14 protein-coding genes and 1 riboswitch are annotated in these 18,470 nt (G+C 68.2%); of the genes, 7 read left to right on the top strand and 7 right to left on the bottom strand.

Going from position 1 to position 18,470, the window contains the following annotated elements:
- Window positions 1-777 (bottom strand): exodeoxyribonuclease III, encoded by a 777-nt coding sequence (locus AC1Z3O_RS16985; protein WP_483516867.1) that lies wholly within the window; start codon window positions 775-777, stop codon window positions 1-3.
- Window positions 778-806: 29 nt separating this feature from the next.
- On the opposite strand from AC1Z3O_RS16985, the gene pyrE reads away from it, so the two are divergent.
- The 3 genes from pyrE to AC1Z3O_RS16970 all read left to right on the top strand — a co-directional run bounded on the left by pyrE (window position 807) and on the right by AC1Z3O_RS16970 (window position 4,134).
- Entirely contained in the window at window positions 807-1,508 is a 702-nt protein-coding gene (pyrE, locus tag AC1Z3O_RS16980; protein WP_483516866.1) for an orotate phosphoribosyltransferase, read from the top strand.
- A gap of 450 nt (window positions 1,509-1,958) precedes the next feature.
- Complete coding sequence (locus AC1Z3O_RS16975; RefSeq protein WP_483516865.1) at window positions 1,959-2,741, top strand: 3-hydroxybutyrate dehydrogenase; 783 nt, start codon at window positions 1,959-1,961, stop codon at window positions 2,739-2,741.
- Window positions 2,742-2,838: 97 nt separating this feature from the next.
- Entirely contained in the window at window positions 2,839-4,134 is a 1,296-nt protein-coding gene (locus tag AC1Z3O_RS16970) for a DUF3734 domain-containing protein (RefSeq protein ID WP_483516864.1), read from the top strand.
- A 51-nt stretch (window positions 4,135-4,185) separates the two neighbouring features.
- Here AC1Z3O_RS16970 and AC1Z3O_RS16965 read toward each other — a convergent pair whose 3' ends face one another.
- The 4 genes from AC1Z3O_RS16965 to AC1Z3O_RS16950 all read right to left on the bottom strand — a co-directional run bounded on the left by AC1Z3O_RS16965 (window position 4,186) and on the right by AC1Z3O_RS16950 (window position 7,766).
- Window positions 4,186-4,995: a polyphosphate kinase 2 family protein gene (locus AC1Z3O_RS16965; RefSeq protein WP_483516863.1), complete on the bottom strand. Its 810-nt coding sequence runs from the start codon at window positions 4,993-4,995 to the stop codon at window positions 4,186-4,188.
- A 70-nt stretch (window positions 4,996-5,065) separates the two neighbouring features.
- Window positions 5,066-5,932 carry a diaminopimelate epimerase gene (dapF, locus tag AC1Z3O_RS16960; protein WP_483516862.1) on the bottom strand — a complete coding sequence of 289 codons (867 nt, stop codon included), beginning with the start codon at window positions 5,930-5,932 and terminating at the stop codon, window positions 5,066-5,068.
- Window positions 5,933-6,000: 68 nt separating this feature from the next.
- Complete coding sequence (locus AC1Z3O_RS16955; protein ID WP_483516861.1) at window positions 6,001-6,894, bottom strand: lipid A biosynthesis lauroyl acyltransferase; 894 nt, start codon at window positions 6,892-6,894, stop codon at window positions 6,001-6,003.
- Entirely contained in the window at window positions 6,891-7,766 is an 876-nt protein-coding gene (locus tag AC1Z3O_RS16950; protein WP_483516860.1) for a lysophospholipid acyltransferase family protein, read from the bottom strand. The genes AC1Z3O_RS16955 and AC1Z3O_RS16950 overlap by 4 nt, the downstream gene beginning before the upstream one ends.
- A gap of 255 nt (window positions 7,767-8,021) precedes the next feature.
- On the opposite strand from AC1Z3O_RS16950, the gene metK reads away from it, so the two are divergent.
- The 3 genes from metK (at window position 8,022) to AC1Z3O_RS16935 (ending at window position 12,504) form a co-directional block, all read left to right on the top strand.
- The gene (gene metK / locus AC1Z3O_RS16945) at window positions 8,022-9,185 is read left to right on the top strand and encodes a methionine adenosyltransferase (protein WP_483516859.1); all 1,164 of its coding nucleotides are present in this window, start codon (window positions 8,022-8,024) and stop codon (window positions 9,183-9,185) included.
- Window positions 9,186-9,478: 293 nt separating this feature from the next.
- Window positions 9,479-10,423: a Kdo hydroxylase KdoO gene (gene kdoO / locus AC1Z3O_RS16940; protein ID WP_483516858.1), complete on the top strand. Its 945-nt coding sequence runs from the start codon at window positions 9,479-9,481 to the stop codon at window positions 10,421-10,423.
- 401 nt (window positions 10,424-10,824) lie between these two features.
- Window positions 10,825-12,504, top strand: coding sequence for a GMC family oxidoreductase (locus AC1Z3O_RS16935; RefSeq protein WP_483516857.1), 1,680 nt, complete (start codon window positions 10,825-10,827; stop codon window positions 12,502-12,504).
- Window positions 12,505-12,572: 68 nt separating this feature from the next.
- Here AC1Z3O_RS16935 and AC1Z3O_RS16930 read toward each other — a convergent pair whose 3' ends face one another.
- Complete coding sequence (locus tag AC1Z3O_RS16930; RefSeq protein WP_483516856.1) at window positions 12,573-14,114, bottom strand: methyl-accepting chemotaxis protein; 1,542 nt, start codon at window positions 14,112-14,114, stop codon at window positions 12,573-12,575.
- Between the two features lie 286 nt (window positions 14,115-14,400).
- Window positions 14,401-16,062: an acyl-CoA dehydrogenase family protein gene (locus AC1Z3O_RS16925; protein ID WP_483516855.1), complete on the bottom strand. Its 1,662-nt coding sequence runs from the start codon at window positions 16,060-16,062 to the stop codon at window positions 14,401-14,403.
- 245 nt (window positions 16,063-16,307) lie between these two features.
- Window positions 16,308-16,409, top strand: a riboswitch (TPP riboswitch).
- A gap of 107 nt (window positions 16,410-16,516) precedes the next feature.
- Between AC1Z3O_RS16925 and thiC the strand changes: the two genes are divergently transcribed.
- A complete protein-coding gene (thiC, locus tag AC1Z3O_RS16920; protein ID WP_483516854.1) occupies window positions 16,517-18,400 on the top strand; it encodes a phosphomethylpyrimidine synthase ThiC in 1,884 nt (627 codons plus the stop codon).
- Window positions 18,401-18,470: the final 70 nt, after the last annotated feature.

Below are 18,470 nucleotides of genomic sequence, written 5' to 3'. Positions count from 1 at the left end.
CTATAAGGCGAAATCGTAGTCGATCGACAGCGGCGCGTGGTCGCTGAACTTCTCGTCCTTGTAGATCGAGGTGGCGTGCGCGGTCGCGGCGATCTTCGACGTGGCCAGGTGGTAATCGATGCGCCACCCCACGTTTTTGGCGTAGGCCTGGCCGCGGTTGCTCCACCAGGTGTACTGCTCGGGGCGCGGGTCCAGGCGGCGGAACACGTCGACATAGCCGTGCGAGTCGAACAGGTCGCCGATCCAGGCACGCTCCTCGGGCAGGAAGCCTGAGTTCTTCAGGTTACCCTTCCAGTTCTTGATGTCGATTTCCTTGTGCGCGATGTTGACGTCACCGCACAGCACGATCTCGCGCCCGCTCGCCTTCAGGTCCAGCAGGTGCGGCAGGAAGGCCTCCATGAAGCGGAACTTGGCCTGCTGGCGTTCGTCCGAGCTGGAGCCGGACGGCACGTAGACCGAGATCACAGCCAGGTGCGGATACTGCACCTCGACATAGCGGCCCTCGCTATCGAACTCGGCGTTGCCGAAGCCGGTGATGATGCGCTCCGGCTTGTGGCGGGTGTAGAGGCCGACACCGCTGTAGCCCTTCTTCTCCGCATAGTGGAAGTAGCCGTGGTAGCCATGTGGCGCAAGGAACGCATCGGTCATGTCGGCGGCCTGCGCCTTGAGTTCCTGCACGCAGACCATGTCGGCGTCCTGCTTGCCCATCCACTCGAAAAAGCCCTTCTTAGAGGCGGAGCGGATGCCGTTGAGGTTGGCGCTGATAATCCGTAACATTCGGGAAACTTTGCTATCAGAGAGAAAAGATGACGCAGCAGACTACGCTTTCCGCCACGCAGCAAGGGGAAGCGACCGAACTCAGCCAGACCTTCATCCGCTTCGCGCTCGACGCGGGCGTGCTGTCCTTCGGCGAGTTCGTGACCAAGGCGGGCCGCAAGTCGCCTTACTTCTTCAATGCCGGCCTGTTCAACCAGGGTGGCATGCTGGGCCAGGTGGCGCAATTCTATGCGAAAACCCTGCTGGCCTCGGGCCTGCAGTTCGACGTGCTGTTCGGGCCGGCCTACAAGGGCATCACGCTGGCCTCCGCCACGGCGGTGGCGCTGGCCGGCCTGGGCCGCGACGTGGGTTTCGCCTATAACCGCAAGGAAGCCAAGGACCACGGCGAAGGCGGCACGCTGGTGGGCGCCAAGCTGCAGGGCAAGGTCGTGATCGTCGACGATGTGATCTCGGCCGGTACCTCGGTGCGCGAATCGATGCAGATGATCCGCGCGGCCGGCGCGGAGCCGGCGGCGGTGCTGATCGCGCTGGACCGGATGGAGAAGAGCGGCACGGCCGAGCAGATCGGCACGCATTCCGCGGTGCAGGATGTGCAGCGCGAATATGGCGTGCCGGTGATCTCCATCGCCAACCTGGGCGACCTGCTGGCCTATCTCGACGCCTCGCAGGATCCCGCGCTGGGCGCTTCGCGCCAGGCCGTGGCTGACTATCGCACGCGTTACGGCGTCTAACTGCGGCGTCTAACTACGGCGTCTGACGCACCGGGCAGGCGGCGGCACCCGGCCGCCGCTGCCCTGCAGCAAATACCGGGAACCGGATGCGCGCGCCGGCGGTCACACTGAGCACGCAATTGGCGCCGGCAAGCGCCGCGGAGCCGCCTTGGCGGGCCCCGCCGACAGGCCCGCGGGCCGGCCGCCGTCGTTTTCCTTCGGGAGGATCGCAGGCGATGGATATCCGCATCCGGTACCCCAGGCGCGCGCGCGTCACCGTGCACGCTGCAGTCCTCATTCCATGGCCAGGCCGTCCTGGCGGGCCGCTCGCCTCTCCCTACATTCTCGGCCGCGACGACGCGTACAGCGCAGCGTCGCGCCCCACGTCTTCCTTCCTTTTCTAGCCAGCCGGCCCCGGCGCCCGGCTGGGCGGGGCCGTGCTCGACATTCCAGCCTGACCAGGAGGTTTGTATGCAGCTCAAAGGAAAATCCGCCATCGTCACCGGCGCCGCCAGCGGCATCGGCAAGGCCATCGCCGAACTGCTGGCCAAGGAGGGCGCGGCGGTCGCCATCGCCGACCTGAACCTCGAGGCCGCGCGCGCGGCCGCCGCTGAAATCGAGGCCGCCGGCGGCAAGGCCATCGCGGTGGCCATGGACGTGACCAGCGAGGATGCCGTCAACCAGGCCACCGACCAGGTGGCGCAGGCCTTCGGCGGCATCGACATCCTGGTGTCGAACGCCGGCATCCAGATCGTCAACCCGATCCAGAACTACGCCTTCTCCGACTGGAAGAAGATGCAGGCCATCCATGTCGACGGCGCCTTCCTGACCACCAAGGCGGCGCTCAAGTACATGTACAAGGACAAGCGCGGCGGCACCGTGATCTACATGGGCTCGGTCCACTCGCACGAGGCGTCGCCGCTGAAGTCGGCCTATGTGGCGGCCAAGCACGCGCTGCTGGGCCTGGCCCGCGTGCTGGCCAAGGAAGGTGCCGAGTACAACGTGCGCTCCCATGTGATCTGCCCCGGCTTCGTGCGCACGCCGCTGGTGGACAAGCAGATTCCTGAGCAGGCCAAGGAGCTGGGCATCAGCGAGGAGGAGGTGGTGCGGCGCGTGATGCTGGGCGGCACCGTGGATGGCGTCTTCACCACGGTGGACGACGTCGCGCGCACGGCGCTGTTCCTGTGCGCCTACCCGACGGCAGCGCTGACGGGGCAGTCCTTTATCGTCAGCCACGGCTGGTACATGCAGTAAGCGCGACGGCGTCGGGACGGGGCGTGCGTGCCTGGCGCGTTCGCCGCGTCCCGGCGGGTCTTCGCTGGGGGGCGGATGACGGCGGGCGAGGCAGCCCGTGTCGGCGCTCGGATCAGACTTTGACGGGGAGGCGGGCGTGGTGGTGAACGGGCAAAGCAAGGCGCGGCGCGCGAACGGTCGGAACGGAAATGGGGCATCGGAGGGCGCGTCCGCAGAGGCGGCGGCCAATGCGGGAGCCAACATCGAGGAACTGGCACGGGCCTATCGCGTGAGGGCGCTGGTGCTGCAGGGCGGGGGCGCGCTCGGCTCCTACCAGGGCGGCGTGTACCAGGGCCTGGCCGAGCACGGCATCCAGCCGGACTGGGTCGCCGGGATCTCGATCGGCGCGATCAATGCGGCGGTGATCGCCGGCAATCCGCCTAACCGGCGTGTCGAGCAGTTGCGCAATTTCTGGGAGTACATCTGCGGCCAGCCCTGGCTGCCCAGCATTCTCCAGGGGTGGGATGCGATCGACTGGCCCGACCCGATGCGGCTCTGGTACAACGGCTGGCACGCGGCGCTTGCCGTCCTGGAGGGCCAGCGCGGTTTCTTCATCCCGCGCTCGCTGCCCAATCTGCTGGCGGGCAATGTGCCGACCGGGCAGGCCAGCTTCTATGACACGTCGGCGCTCAAGGCCACGCTGGAGCGCTTTGCCGACTTCGACCGCATCAACGACCATCGCGAAATGCGGGTCTCCCTCGGCGCGGTCAATGTGCACACCGGCAACTTCGCCTACTTCGACAATACGCGCGAGAAACTGCGGCCCGAGCATTTCATGGCCTCGGGCGCGCTGCCGCCAGGCTTCCCGGCGGTGGAGGTCGACGGCGAGTACTACTGGGACGGCGGACTGGTCTCGAACACGCCGCTGGCCGAGGTGCTGAGCGCGCAGCCAAGGCGCGATGCGCTGATCTTCCAGGTCGACCTGTGGAGCGCGCGTGGCCGCCTGCCGCACAACCTGATGGAAGTGGCGGAGCGCCAGAAGGAGATCCAGTACTCCAGCCGCACGCGCGCGGTCACCGATCGCATGGGCGAGCAGCAGAACTTACGCCGGCTGATCAGCGAGCTGCTCGAACTGGTGCCGCCCTCCAAGCGCGACGATCCCTGGTGCCGCCGCGCCGCCGAGCAAGCCTGCACGGCGCGGCGCAATGTGGTCCACCTGATCTACCGGGACAAGAGCTACGAAGGCAATACCAAGGACTACCAGTTCGGGCGCCTGGCGATGAACGAGCATTGGGAGAGCGGGCTGGCCGACATCCGCCAGACCCTGGGCCATCCGGAGTGGCTGGCGATGCCGAGCGCCGAGCACCCCTTCGTCACCCACGACGTGCACCGGGGGCGGCCGCACCGCGCGTGAGCGGCGGCGCGGCGCCCTGCCGGTCTATTCGACCTATTCGACCTATTCGACCTATTCGACCTTGAGGCCGGCCAGCTCGGGCTTGGCCGGCGGGTAGGCCGGCTTGAGCGCGCTGAAGACCGCTAGCAGGATCTCGGCCACCATCAGGTTGCGGTGCGTCTTGGAGTCCGCCGGCACCACGTACCAGGGGGCCTCGGGCGTGCTGGTGGCGGCGATGGCGTCCTGGTAGGCGGCCATGTACTCCTTCCAGTATTTGCGCTCGGCCAGGTCGGTGGGGTCGAACTTCCAGTGCTTGTTCGGATCCGCCAGCCGCGATTCCAGCCGCGCCCTCTGTTCTTCCTTGGAGATGTGCAGGAAGCATTTGACGACGGTGGTGCCGGTCTCGGTCAGCATTGCCTCGAAGTCGCGCAGCTGCCGGTAGCGGCGTTCGCACTCGGCCTTGTCGATCCAGCCGTGCACGCGCGTGATCAGCACGTCTTCATAGTGGCTGCGGTTGAACAGCACGATCTCGCCGCACCGGGGCACCTGGGCATGGACACGCCACAGGTAGTCGTGGGCCAGCTCCTCGGGGGTCGGCGACTTGAAGGCGACCACGCGGATGCCCAGCGGGTCGAAGCTGCGGAACACGCTGCGCACGGTGCCGTCCTTGCCGGCAGTGTCCATGCCCTGCAGCACTACCAGCAGCTTGCGCTGGTGCTCCGCGTAGAAGATGTCCTGCAGGGCATCGAGCTTCTGGCTGATCTCATTGAGGCGGGCCAGGTCGGCCGCCTTGTCGCCGCTCGAAACCGGCTTCGCGTTGGGGGTGAAATCGGCAAGGCGGAAGTCCTTGCCGCGGGTGATGCGGAAATTCTCCAGCGTCATCGGGCGCTCCATGGGCTCGGGCGGTGCCCCGGGGCCGATGCGTGGCAGGGGGGGCGTGAAGCCCCCATGATCAGACCTTCAGCGCGTCCAGGTCAATGCTGCCTTCGAACACTGTGGTGGCGGGGCCGGTCATCTGGACCGGGCTCGCGCCGCCTTCCCAGGCGATGGACAGGTCGCCGCCATGCGTATGCACCTTGACTGGCGAATCGAGCAAGCCGCGCCGGATGCCAGCCACCACCGCCGCGCAGGCGCCGGTGCCGCAGGCCAGCGTTTCGCCGGCGCCGCGCTCGAATACGCGCAGGCGCACCGTGCGGCGGTCCACCACTTCCATGAAGCCGGCGTTCACGCGGCGGGGGAAGCTGGCATGGCGCTCGATCAGCGGGCCGTCCTGCAGCACGGGGAAGTTCTCGACATCGTCGACCACTTGCACCGCATGCGGGTTGCCCATCGACACCGCCGAGATCCAGGCGGTGCGGCCGTTGATTTCGAGGCCGTGCAGGGTATCGCTGCCCTGGGTGCACGCGTGCAGTCCCGTGGGGTCGAAGGGCACGCGCGCCGGCTCCAGCTCGGGCGCGCCCATGTCGACCGTGACCTGGCCGTCGTCCTGCAGCGTCAGCGTGATCAGCCCATTCATCACCTGCACGCGCACCGAGCGCTTGTCGGTCATACCGCGGTCGGAGACGAAGCGCACGAAGCAGCGCGCGCCGTTGCCGCAATGCTCGACCTCGCCGCCGTCGGCATTGAAGATCCGGTAGCGGAAATCGGCATCGTCGCGCGTGGGGGGCTCGACCACCAGCATCTGGTCGGCGCCCACGCCGAAATGACGGTCGGCGAGCGCGCGCCACTGGGCCGGGCTCAGGTCGATCTGCTGGTGGATGCCGTCCAGCACGACGAAGTCGTTGCCGGCACCCTGCATCTTGGTGAACTGGAGTTTCATGTGAGCGATTGTAGTCCGGGCCCGCCCGACTTGCCGGCGCGGGCGCGGGGCTGAGTAGACAGTAGACGTCAGTAGACCTTGGGCTCGCCCGGCGGGCGGTGCTTGAAGCGCTTGTGCACCCAGTAGTACTCGGCAATGCGGGGGCGGATGCAGTCTTCGAAGAAGGCATTCATGCGCCGCGTGTCGTCGTTGACGCTGTCGCCCGGATAGTCGTCCCAGGGCGGCAGGATGCGCAGTACGTAGCCGCGGTAGTCGGGCAGCATCTCGGTGTAGATCGGCACCACCTTGGCCCCGGTCAGCCGCGCCAGGCGCGATACCGAGGTCAGGGTCAGCGCCTGCGCGCCGAAGAAGGGCACGAATTCGGAGTCGCGCTCGCCGAAATCCATGTCAGCGATCAGCTGCAGGGCCTCGCCCTTCTTCAGGCAGCGCAGGATGTCGCGCGCGCTGTCGCTGCGCGAGATCATATTGGCGCCGAAGCGCCCGCGCGCATGCTTGAGGAAGCCGTCGAACATCGTGTTCTTCTGCTGGGTGTAGAGCGAGGCGCCCGAGCGGCCGACGTGGTCGCGCAGGTGGATGGTCAGGCGGATGGCGCCGGCCTCGACGCCGGACAGGTGCATGGTGACCAGGATGTGCGGCGTGCCGTCCAGCGCCACCAGGTCGGCCTGGTCGTCGATCTGGACCCAGCGGCGCATCTGTTTCTCGCTGCCGGTCCAGAAGATGCCGCGCTCGGCGAAGCTGCGGAAGACCAGGCGGAAGGTCTGGCGCGACAGCGCGCGCAGTTCCGCCTCGCTCTTGTCGGGGAAGCACAGGCGCAGATTGGTCTCCACCACACGGCGCCGGCTGCTCGGCACGCAATGGAGCAGGGCGCCGAGCGCTTCGCCGAAGCGTGCGACCAGCGGGTAGGGCAGCTTGCCCAGCACGCTCAGCAGGCCAATGCCGAGCCAGGTGAGAAGGCGGCTCATGGCGCGGTGGCCCCCGAGGCAGCCTGCGGCGGCAGCTCGGCTCCGGCAGGATGCTTGTAGCGGTTGTAGCCCCACAGGTACTGGGTCGGCGCCTCGGCCACCAGCGACTGCACGGTCTGGTTGATGACGGCAGCGGCGGCCGACGGGTCGTCGGGCAGCATGCCGTCGATCACGCGCAGGTGGGCGCGGTAGCCGCCGCCGCGCGGCAGGCGTTCGGCGAAGACCATCACGATGGGCGCGCCGGTCAGTTGCTGCAAGCGGTGCACCAGGCTCATGGTGTAGGCGGGCTTGCCGTAGAAGGGCGCCCAGGCGCCTTCGCCGCCGCTCGGCACCTGGTCCGGCAGGATGCCCACCGCCTGGCCACGCTTGAGTGCCTTGAGCAGCATGCGTACCCCGCGCGGCGTGGCCGGCGCCATGGCGATGTTGTCGCGGCCGCGCATGCGCTCGACGAAGTCCTGCAGCCAGGGCTGGTGCGGTGGCTTGAACAGGCAGGTCACGGGGCGGCGCAGCGCGTAGGACTGGGGCAGCACTTCGAAGCAGCCCAGGTGCGGCGTCAGGATGATCAGGCCCTTGCCGTGCGCGTCCTGCAAGCGGTCCAACTCGGGCCAGACGCGGTCGTTGAAGTCATAGAGCTTCGCCTTGAGGCTCTTGCGGCTCCAGAAATAGGGCATCTCCAGGATCATGCGGCCGGTGGAGCGGGCGGCCTCGGCCAGCATGGCGTCGCTCACATCGGGAAAGGCCAGGCGGAAGTTCGCGTTCAGCCGGGTGGCATAGCGGCCCGGCAGGCGCGCCGCCAGCAGGCCGAGCGCGCCGCCGATGGCGTGCAGCCAGCGCAGCGGCAGGCGGGAAATCAGCCAGAACAGGAAGGTCATCGTATCGGTATGGGGCCGGGTTTGTCGGGCACGCCGGCATGCGGGCCGGCAGCGCGGCGGCTGCCACAGGTGCGCGCGCCCACAAAGCCACGGTGCAAGGCGGCAAACAGCCGCGTATAATACCGTGTATCGCCGAGTTAACTGACAACTTGCGGGGCGATGCCGCTCTATCCGGGCGGAAGGAAAATACCGCTAAAGCGTCGCCGCTGGAACTGCCCAGGCTGGCACGCAATAGCCAACCTGGAGAAAAAGTTCGTGGCAAACGACTTCCTGTTCACTTCGGAATCTGTCTCCGAAGGCCATCCCGACAAGGTCGCTGACCAGATTTCCGACGCTATCCTGGACGCCATCCTGTCCCAGGACAAATACGCGCGCGTCGCGGCCGAAACCCTGTGCAACACGGGGCTGGTGGTGCTGGCGGGCGAAATCACCACGACCGCCAACGTCGACTACATCCAGGTCGCACGCGAAACCATCAAGCGCATCGGTTACGACAATACCGACTACGGCATCGACTACAAGGGCTGTGCGGTACTGGTCGCCTACGACAAGCAATCGCCTGACATCGCCCAGGGCGTGGACCGCGCCTCCGACGACTACCTGAACCAGGGTGCCGGCGACCAGGGCCTGATGTTCGGCTACGCCTGCGACGAGACGCCGGAACTGATGCCCTTCCCCATCTACTACGCGCACCGCCTGGTCGAGCGCCAGTCGCAGCTGCGCCGCGATGGCCGCCTGCCCTGGCTGCGTCCCGACGCCAAGTCGCAGGTGACCGTGCGCTATGTGGATGGCAAGCCGCATAGCGTCGACACCGTGGTGCTGTCGACCCAGCACGCGCCGGACATCACCCAGGCGCAGATCCGCGAGGCGGTGATCGAGGAGATCATCAAGCCGGTGCTGCCAGCCGAGATGCTCAAGGAGACCAAGTACCTGGTCAACCCGACCGGCCGCTTCGTCATCGGCGGCCCGCAGGGCGACTGCGGCCTGACCGGCCGCAAGATCATCGTCGACACCTACGGTGGTGCTTCGCCGCACGGCGGCGGCGCGTTCTCGGGCAAGGATCCGTCCAAGGTCGACCGCTCGGCGGCTTATGCCGCCCGCTACGTCGCCAAGAACGTGGTCGCGGCCGGCCTGGCCCGCCAGTGCCAGGTCCAGGTCAGCTACGCCATCGGCGTGGCGCGCCCGATCAACGTCACCGTCTACACGGAAGGTACCGGCAAGATCTCCGACGAGAAGATCGCCCAGCTGGTGCAGGAGCATTTCGACCTGCGTCCGAAGGGCATCGTGCAGATGCTCGACCTGCTGCGCCCGATCTACGAGAAGACCGCCGCCTACGGCCACTTCGGCCGCGAGGAGCCGGAGTTCTCGTGGGAAGCGACCGACAAGGCCGCTGTGCTGCGCGCCGCCGCCGGCCTGTAAGAAGCGGCATGGCGCCGCCCGCGAGGGCGGCCCCGCGCCGATGGCTGACGCCGCCCCCCTGGGGCGGCGTTTTGCATTGGGGCGCAGCAGGTGGCGCCAGTTCCACCCGGCCGCCCATCCAACCGATTCCGTCCGACCGGCGCCTGCCTTGTCCCGGATCAAGCGGCGCGCGCGGCGCCAGCGCCGCCCCGGGCCCGACGGGGTAAAATCCCGGCATTCCGCGGCCGGGCCGCGCCCGCGCGGCAGCGCTGCCGGCGTGCGCCATCCGTGCCGCCAGCCTACCGAGGATTGCCATGGCCACTGTCCAGACCAACGCCGCGCCGTCCGCCGACCGTCCCCAGGCCGGCGCGCCTGCGCTCGACCTGATCCGTCCCCAGCCCTATACCGACTGGCAGCCTCAGGTTTCGCCCGAGACCGCCGCGACACTGCGTCGTGAGCTGGAGCAGGGCTGCGTTCTCTACTTCCCCGAGCTGCACTTCCGTTTCCAGCCCGGCGAGGAGCGCTTTCTCGACAGCCGCTGGTCGGACGGCAAGTCGAAGAACATCAACCTGCGCGCCGGCGACCGCGCGGTACGCGGCGCCAAGGGCAGCGAGGCCGACCTGGCCGCGATCTACCAGTTGATCCGCCGCTACGCCGAATACAGCGAGAAGCTGGTGCTGACGCTGTTCCCGGAATATGGCCCCCATATGGTGCGCGCGGGCACCTCGCTGCGGCCCAGCGAGATCGCCGGCCGCCCGGTCAGCTGGCGCAAGGACGATACGCGCCTGCATGTCGATTCCTTCCCCTCCAACCCGCTGCTGGGGCAGCGCCTGCTGCGCGTGTTCCACAACATCGACCCGGCCGCGTCCCGCGTCTGGAGAGTGGGCGAGCCCTTCGGCGATTTCGCGCGCCGCTTCGTGCCGCAGACGCGCGCCATGTGGCCGGGCCAGGCCTGGCTGATGAAGCAGTTGCACATCACCAAGCGCACGCGTTCGGAATACGACCATCGCATGCTGCAGCTGCATGACCTCGCCAAGGCCGACCTGGACTACCAGGCAAAGGTGCCGCAGCAGGAGTTCCATTTCCCGCCCGGTTCCACCTGGATCGTGTTCAGCGACCAGGTGCTGCACGCGGCCATGCGCGGCCGCGCCATGATGGAGCAGACCTACTACCTGCACCCCAAGGCGATCGCGGACCACACCCACTCGCCCGAGGCCGTGCTGTCCCGCATGCTGGGACGGCCGATGCTGGCGAACTGAGCGTCCGGCGCACCACGGCCTTCGCCACGGCCTTCGCTACGGCCTTCGCGACGGCCTTCGCGCCCGGCAAGCGCTTCGATACGCGGTGAAACGCCGCCGGCACGGCGCTGCCGGCGGTCCCGCTTCCTTCCAATTTCCGAATCCCCGACGGCGCCGGCCCGGGCCTGCGTCGGGAAGGCCATTTCCCCCCCGCTAGACCGCTACCTTTGTCTGCGACCGCCTGACCGTTCGTGCGCGAACGGGCCGGGTTTTGGCGGCATTTCCAGCGCCGGTGCAAGCGCCTAAACTGGTTTTCGTGGCGGGTGCTGCCCGGCGGCCAAAGCATTGCCAGGCGGCGTTCTTGGCGGATGACTGCCCGGCATGACGAGGCGGGCGGTGCGCACGGATGGGCGGGGAGACAGATGGAAACCGAATTCGACTTCGTCATCGTCGGCGCCGGCTCGGCCGGTTGCGCCCTGGCGGGGCGCCTGGCGGACAGCGGCAGCGACAGCGTCGCCCTGGTCGAGGCGGGCGGGCACGATCACCATGTGCTGGTCTGGACGCCGGCCGGCTGCGCCGCGATGCTGCCGCGCGCCGGTGCGCGCAACTATGGCTATACGACCGTGCCGCAGCCGGGGCTGGACGGCCGCCGAGGCTACCAGCCGCGCGGCCGTGGCCTGGGCGGCAGCTCCTCGCTCAATGCCATGATCTATGTGCGCGGCCGCCCCAGCGACTATGACGGCTGGGCTGCTGCGGGATGCGATGGTTGGTCCTGGGACGATGTGCTGCCCTACTTCCGCCGCGCCGAGTGCAATGTGCGCGTGGCCGGGCGCGATGACCATCCGCTGCATGGCGGCAGCGGCCCGCTGCACGTATCCGACCTGCGTACGCCCAACCCGTTCGGCCAGCGCTTCATCGAGGCGGCACAGCAGGCCGGCTATCCGTACAACGACGATTTCAACGGCGACACGCAGGAAGGGGCCGGCTGGTACCAGGTGACACAGCGCGGCGGCGAGCGCTGGAACGCGGCGCGCGCCTATCTGCATGGCGGCATCGCCAGCGCGCGCAATAACGGCGGGAGAGTCAACCTGCATGTGATGACGGGCATGCAGGTGCTGCGCATCGTCTTCGAGCGCAGGCGCGCGGTCGGGGTGATGGTCTGGCAGGATGGCCGCGAACGCTTGCTGCGCGCGCGGCGCGAAGTGATCGTCAGCGCTGGCGCCTTCGGCTCGCCGCAATTGCTGATGGCATCGGGAGTCGGTCCTGCCACGCACCTGCGCGAGCATGGCATTGCGCTGGTCCATGACCTGCCGGGCGTGGGCCGCAACCTGCAGGACCACCCCGACATCGTGCTGCACAAGCGGGTGGCGGCGCCGGAACTGTTCGGCCTGTCGCTGTCAGGCGCCTGGCGTCTGCTGTCGGAAATCCTGCGCTACCGGCGCGAGCGCAGCGGCATGCTCAGCTCGAACTATGCCGAAGCGGGTGCCTTCCTGTGCAGCCGTTCGGGGCTGGAGGAGCCGGACCTCCAGTTGCATTTCGTCGTGGCCATGGCCGACGACCACCTGCGCAAGATCCACTACGGACACGGCTATTCCTGCCATGTCTGCGTGCTGCGTCCGCGCAGCCGTGGGGAGATCCGGCTGGCGTCGCCGGACATGCGCGACGCGCCCAGGATCGATCCGGGCTACCTGTCGGACCCGCGCGACCTGGACGACCTGGTCGCCGGCGTGCGCATCGTGCGGCGGATCTTCGCCCAGCCCCAGCTCGCCGAGCTGGGCGGCAAGGAACTCTACTCGGCCCACCTGCGCGCCGACGGCAGCGACGACGATGCGGTGCGCGCCTTCATCCGCGAGCGTGCCGACACCATTTACCACCCGGTCGGCACCTGCCGCATGGGCATGGACGAGCTGGCGGTGGTCGATCCGCAATTGCGCGTGCGTGGCGTGCAGGCGCTGCGCGTGGTCGATGCCTCCATCATGCCGACCCTGATCGGCGGCAACACCTGCGCGCCGGCCATGATGATCGGCGAGCGCGCCCACGACCTGATCCGCTACGCGCCGCACGTGACGCTCAGGCTGCCGGAAGCGGCGCTGGAGACCTGAGCGGAAGCCGACGCGGGCCGGCCTGGGCCCGCGCCCGGCCCGGTGGGCGCTCGGCGCTCAGGCCGCGCTCAGGTCGCTGTAAGCCGGAACGCGTCGACCGCTTCGCGCAGCATGCCGGCCTGGTCGTCGAGCGACTGCGCCGCCGCGGCCGCTTCCTCCACCAGCGCAGCGTTCTGCTGCGTGACCTGGTCCATCTGCCCCACCGCCTGGTTGACCTGCGCAATCCCCGCGCTCTGCTCGGCCGAGGCTGCAGCGATCTCGCCGATGATGTCCGACACGCGCTTCACCGCCTGCCGGATTTCCTCCATCGTGCCGCCGACGCTCTCGGCCTGGGCGGAGCCTTCGCGCACCGTCGACACCGAGGTGTCGATCAGGTCCTTGATTTCCTTGGCCGCGCTGGAGGAGCGCTGGGCCAGGCTGCGCACCTCCCCGGCCACCACGGCGAAGCCGCGCCCCTGCTCGCCGGCGCGCGCCGCTTCCACCGCCGCATTCAGCGCCAGGATATTGGTCTGGAAGGCGATGCCCTCGATCAGTCCCGTGATCTCGGCGATGCGTCCGGCGTTGTCGCTGATCGCGGTCATGGTGCTCGCCATCTGCAGCACTGCCGTGCTGCCCCGCTCGGCCACGCCGGCGGCGCTGGCTGCCAGCGTGCTGGCCTGGCGCGCATTGTCGGCGTTCTGCGTGACGGTGGTGGTCAGCTCCTCCATGCTCGAAGCCGTTTCTTCCAGCGAGGCCGCCTGCTGCTCGGTGCGCGACGAGAGATCGGTGTTGCCTGCCGCGATCTGGCTGGCCGCGACGGTGACGGACTCGGTCGAGCGGCGCACTTCGCCCAGCGTGGCGGCCACACGCTCGATCAGGTGGTTGAAGGCATGGGCGGTCCGGCCGACCTCGTCCATGCGGCCCACGCTGGCGCGGTGCCCCAGGTCGAGCGTCTCGCTCACATGCGACAGCGATTGCTGGATCTGCGCCAGGCTGTGGTGGATGCGGCGGTACAGCGCCACCGCGAGCGCGCCGGTCAGCAGGATGGCGGCGGCGATGGCGGCGGAGAAGACCCGCACCGCCGTGCCGTAGGCTTCCCTGTTGCCCGCCACCAGCTCGTTGCCCATGCGGGCGTTGAAGTCGCCGTGTTCCTTGATGGCATTGCGCAGTGCGCTGGACGCCTGGTCGAGTTCGCCGCTGACCAGCATCGTATGCGTCTCGCCATCATTGGCGCGGGACTTCTCCAGGAAGGGCACCTGTGCGGCGCGGTAGCGCGCCATCGCCGCGCGATCGCTCTCGAGCATCTTGAGGTCGGCGTCGTTCGAGATGTCCTCGCGCTCGTACTTCGCGGCGAAAGACTCGAAGTCCTTGGTGGCCTGGGCCAGCATGGCCTCGGCCGCGGCCTTGTGCTGCGGGTCGTCGCCCAGCGCGTGGCGGTACAAGGAGATGCGCATGGCCGTGATCGAGCGCTCCATCATGTCGAGGTCGCGCACGCTGGCCAGGGTGTTGTCGTTGAAATACTCGAAGCGTTCCTCCGATTGGCTCAGTTGCCAGATTCCGCCAAGTCCAACGAAGAGCAGGGCGAGCAGGGCAAGCGAGAGGGTGAGCAACAGGCGTTGAGACAGATTCATTGGGATGCGGATGCGCGAGCAGGGCCGCCTCGGTGAGGAAAGTAATTCATGCGGCGTTATGTTTTTGTTTCAGCTCGCCGCTGCCAATGACGGTTTACGGCGCGCGGCCCGGGCGCTGTAGCAATTGTCATAAAAAGTTCACAATCGGAAGCGCGAAGGGGGAACGCGAAGGGGGGAACGCGAAGGGGGAACGCGAAGAGGAGAAGGCGAAGAAAGACGGGGCGCCTTCGCGCCCCGTTCCATGCCCCGGCTTGTTCGCGCCCTTGCGCGCCGCTCGGCGTGCGGTTCAGGCCGGCCAGGCCCGCGCGGCGACCCGGCGCAGCGTCTCGGCGGGCGCGTCCAGGGTGCCGAAGACGCGGCCATGCTGGCGCCCGAGCCGGCTGGCGACAAAGAGTTCGGCGCTCTGCGCATCGGCGTGCGCGAGCATCAGCGCGGCCTGCGCGGTCAGCACCAGGCCCTGGGCGAAGCGCCGCGCGCCGGCCTCCAGCGCCTCGGGCGTGCCCCGCAACTGGGCCTGCAGCGAGGCCAACTCGGCGCGCACGGCGGGGTGGCCGCCGGCGCGCTGCGCCAGGTCCTGCAGCAGCCGTGCGCCATCCTCAGGCGTGCGCTGCAGCGCGCGCAACACGTCAAGGCACATGACGTTGCCCGAACCCTCCCAGATCGAGTTGACCGGCGCCTCGCGGTACAGGCGCGCCATGGGGCTGTCCTCCACATACCCGTTGCCGCCCCAGACCTCCATCGCCTCGCCGGTGGCCTCGATGGTGCGCTTGCAGACCCAGAACTTCGCCGCCGGCGTGACCACGCGCTTCCAGGCCGAAGCCAGGGCGTCGCCATCGGCCCGCTCGAAGGCCTGTGCCAGCTCCATTGTCAGCAGCGTGGCGGCGGTGCTCTCCAGCGCCAGGTCGGCGAGCACGTTGTCCATCAGCGGCTGCTCGGCCAGCAGCTTGCCGAAGGCCATGCGATGGCGCGCGTGGTGCAGCGCCTGTACCAGCGCCGTGCGCAGCAGGGCCGCGCTGCCGATCACGCAGTCCAGCCGCGTGTAGGTGGCCATCTCGATGATGGTGGGGATGCCGCGCCCTTCCTCGCCGATCAGGATGCCGGTGGCGTCGCGGAATTCCACCTCGCTGCTGGAGTTGGAGCGGTTGCCCAGCTTGTCCTTGAGTCGCTGGATCTGCACGGTGTTCTTGCTGCCGTCGTCGCGAAAGCGCGGCACGAAGAAGCAGGACAGCGGGCCGTCCTCTGCGCCGATGCGCGCCACCACCAGGTGCGCATCGCACATCGGCGCGGAGAAGAACCACTTGTGCCCGGTCAGCGCGTACTCCGCGCCGCGCCCTTCGCCGCGTACCGGGCGCGCCACGGTGGTGTTGCTGCGCACGTCGGAGCCGCCCTGCTTCTCGGTCATGCCCATGCCGATCATGATGGCGCGCTTGTCGCGCCAGGGCAGGTCGCGCGCATCGTGCTCGCTGCTGTACAACCGCGGCCGCAGCTCGGTGAACAGCGCCTCTTCCTTTGCCAGCACCGGGATGCTGGCAAAGGTCATGGTGACGGGGCACAGGGAGCCGGACTCTACCTGCGCCTGCAGGAAATAGCCCGCGGTACGCGCGGCCCAGACGCCGGCGCGCGGCTGAGAGAAGGGCAGGGCATGCAGGCCCTGCCCGCGCAGCAGGCCGAGCAGGGCGTGCCAGCTCGGATGGAAGTCGACGCGGTCGATGCGCTCCCCGGTGCGGCTGTGGGTGTGCAGTTCGGGCAGGTAGCGGTTGGCCTGCTCGCCCCAGCCCAGCACCTCGGCCTGGCCGAGCCGCGCCCCGAAGTCCTCCAGCGCGCCGGCATGCCAGCCGCCGCCAAGCCGCTCGAGCGCGGCACGCAGGGCCGGATCGGTGGTGAAGAGGTTGTACCCCGACAGGTCGGGGACCTGGTTGAACACGCGGTGCGTGGCGGCTTCGCTCATAGTGTCTCGTCTCCAGTGGTCTAGTCGCGTTCTTCTACCTTCCCTTCTGCCTTCTCTGCTGCCTACCTATCTGCATGGTAGGCCACTTGGCGGTCCGGCATCCAGTCCGCTTCAAGGCACCGATCGACGCGCGCCGCCGGGTGCGCCGGCCTGCGCTTGCGGCCCGCTGCGGGGCGTGCACGGCGCGGCGGCAATCGGAAACAGGGGTGGCGCCGCCCCCCTCCTTGTGCTTAAATTGAGCCCGTTGGATGAAACAGGGGTGCCGCGCGGATGGGCCGTGCGGCTGAGAGAGTCCCTTCGAACCCGATCCGGCTAGTACCGGCGTGGGAAGTTTCATGTAAGCCGAACCGCTCTGCCTTCCCCAAGGCACATGTTCCCCGGCAAAGCCGGACCCGGACATGCTCACCGCGCTCCTGGTTTCGTCCATCCCCCCCGCAAGAGAGAGGACGACACTATGGCACGCAACAATTCCGCCCCCGCCGCTTCCTTCGAGTCGCTCGCCAGCGATCTCGACCAGAAATTCGCCTATCCGGCATCGAGCAAGACCTACCTGACCGGCAGCCGGTCCGACATCCGCGTGCCGATGCGCACCATCCTGCAGACGGCCACGCGCACCGAGAAGGGCGAAATGCCCAACCCGCCGATCCCCGTCTACGACACCTCGGGCCCGTTCAGCGATCCCGACGTGCACATCGACCTGAAGGCCGGCCTGCCCTCGGTGCGCGGCAAGTGGATCGAGGAGCGCGGCGACACGGAAGTGCTGTCCGGCCTGTCCTCCGAGTACGGCCGCGCACGCGCCGACGATCCGGCCACGGCCCACCTGCGCTTCTCGCAGCTGACCAATCCGCGCCGCGCCAAGGCCGGCGCCAACGTCTCGCAGATGCACTACGCGCGCCGTGGCATCGTCACGCCCGAGATGGAGTACGTGGCGCTGCGCGAGTCGCTGAACCTGCAGGCGCTCTACGACAAGCCCGAGTACAAGGCGCTGCTGCGCCAGCATCCCGGCAATGCGCTGGGTGCCGGCCTGCCGCTGCGCCCGGAGGACATCACGCCCGAGTTCGTGCGCAAGGAAATCGCCGCCGGCCGCGCCATCATCCCCGCCAACATCAACCACACCGAGCTGGAGCCGATGGCGATCGGGCGCAATTTCCGCGTCAAGATCAACGGCAACCTGGGCAACTCGGCGGTGACGTCCTCGCTGGCCGAGGAAGTGGAAAAGATGGTGTGGTCGATCCGCTGGGGCGCTGACACCATCATGGACCTGTCCACCGGCAAGCACATCCACGAAACCCGTGAATGGATCCTGCGCAACTCGCCGGTGCCCATCGGCACGGTGCCCATCTACCAGGCGCTGGACAAGACCGGCGGCATCGCCGAGGACCTGACCTGGGAGATGTTCCGCGACACGCTGATCGAGCAGGCCGAGCAGGGCGTGGACTACTTCACCATCCACGCCGGCGTGCTGCTGCGCTACGTGCCGCTGACCGCCGACCGCGTCACCGGCATCGTTTCGCGCGGCGGCTCGATCATGGCCAAGTGGTGCCTGGCCCACCACAAGGAAAACTTCCTGTACACGCACTTCGACGAGATCTGCGAGATCATGAAGGCCTACGACGTGTCGTTCAGCCTCGGCGACGGCCTGCGTCCGGGCTGCATCGCCGACTCCAACGACGATGCCCAGTTCGGCGAGCTGCGCACGCTCGGCGAGCTGACCGCCAAGGCCTGGCAGCATGACGTGCAGGTGATGATCGAAGGCCCGGGCCACGTGCCGCTGCAGCGCATCCAGGCGAACATGGACGAGGAGCTCAAGCATTGCTACGAAGCCCCGTTCTACACGCTGGGCCCGCTGGTGACCGACATCGCCCCCGGCTATGACCACATCACCAGCGGCATCGGCGCGGCCAACATCGGCTGGATGGGCACGGCCATGCTGTGCTACGTCACGCCCAAGGAGCACCTGGGCCTGCCCGACAAGGAAGACGTGCGCGAGGGCATCATCACCTACAAGATCGCGGCGCATGCCGCCGATCTCGCCAAGGGCTGGCCGGGCGCGCAGCTGCGCGACAACGCGCTGTCCAAGGCGCGCTTCGAGTTCCGCTGGGAAGACCAGTTCAACCTGGGCCTGGACCCGGAGCGCGCGCGTTCCTACCACGATGCCACGCTGCCGGCCGAGGGCGCCAAGATCGCGCACTTCTGCTCGATGTGCGGTCCGAAGTTCTGCTCGATGAAGATCACGCAGGAGGTGCGCGACTACGCCGCTTCGCTGACCGATGCCGACAAGGGCATGGAGGAAAAGTCGATCGAGTTCGTCAAGCAGGGCGGCAAGATCTACTCGTGATGCCGCGCAGGTGACATACCGCGGGCTTGCCCGCAATCCGGGGTCGGCCCGCGTGCCTGGCACGCGGGCG

It is taken from the genome of Cupriavidus sp. 09_S30, from assembly GCF_056930435.1.
The sequence above is the reverse complement of the archived record's forward strand: the minus strand, read 5'-3'. Positions and strand labels throughout refer to the sequence as shown.

Coding starts and splice junctions, on each gene's coding strand:
- AC1Z3O_RS16985 (WP_483516867.1), bottom strand. CDS start 777: ATGTTACGGATTATCAGCGCCAACCTCAACGGCATCCGCTCCGCCTCT.
- pyrE (WP_483516866.1), top strand. CDS start 807: ATGACGCAGCAGACTACGCTTTCCGCCACGCAGCAAGGGGAAGCGACC.
- AC1Z3O_RS16975 (WP_483516865.1), top strand. CDS start 1,959: ATGCAGCTCAAAGGAAAATCCGCCATCGTCACCGGCGCCGCCAGCGGC.
- AC1Z3O_RS16965 (WP_483516863.1), bottom strand. CDS start 4,995: ATGACGCTGGAGAATTTCCGCATCACCCGCGGCAAGGACTTCCGCCTT.
- dapF (WP_483516862.1), bottom strand. CDS start 5,932: ATGAAACTCCAGTTCACCAAGATGCAGGGTGCCGGCAACGACTTCGTC.
- AC1Z3O_RS16955 (WP_483516861.1), bottom strand. CDS start 6,894: ATGAGCCGCCTTCTCACCTGGCTCGGCATTGGCCTGCTGAGCGTGCTG.
- AC1Z3O_RS16950 (WP_483516860.1), bottom strand. CDS start 7,766: ATGACCTTCCTGTTCTGGCTGATTTCCCGCCTGCCGCTGCGCTGGCTG.
- kdoO (WP_483516858.1), top strand. CDS start 9,479: ATGGCCACTGTCCAGACCAACGCCGCGCCGTCCGCCGACCGTCCCCAG.
- AC1Z3O_RS16935 (WP_483516857.1), top strand. CDS start 10,825: ATGGAAACCGAATTCGACTTCGTCATCGTCGGCGCCGGCTCGGCCGGT.
- AC1Z3O_RS16930 (WP_483516856.1), bottom strand. CDS start 14,114: ATGAATCTGTCTCAACGCCTGTTGCTCACCCTCTCGCTTGCCCTGCTC.
- AC1Z3O_RS16925 (WP_483516855.1), bottom strand. CDS start 16,062: ATGAGCGAAGCCGCCACGCACCGCGTGTTCAACCAGGTCCCCGACCTG.
- thiC (WP_483516854.1), top strand. CDS start 16,517: ATGGCACGCAACAATTCCGCCCCCGCCGCTTCCTTCGAGTCGCTCGCC.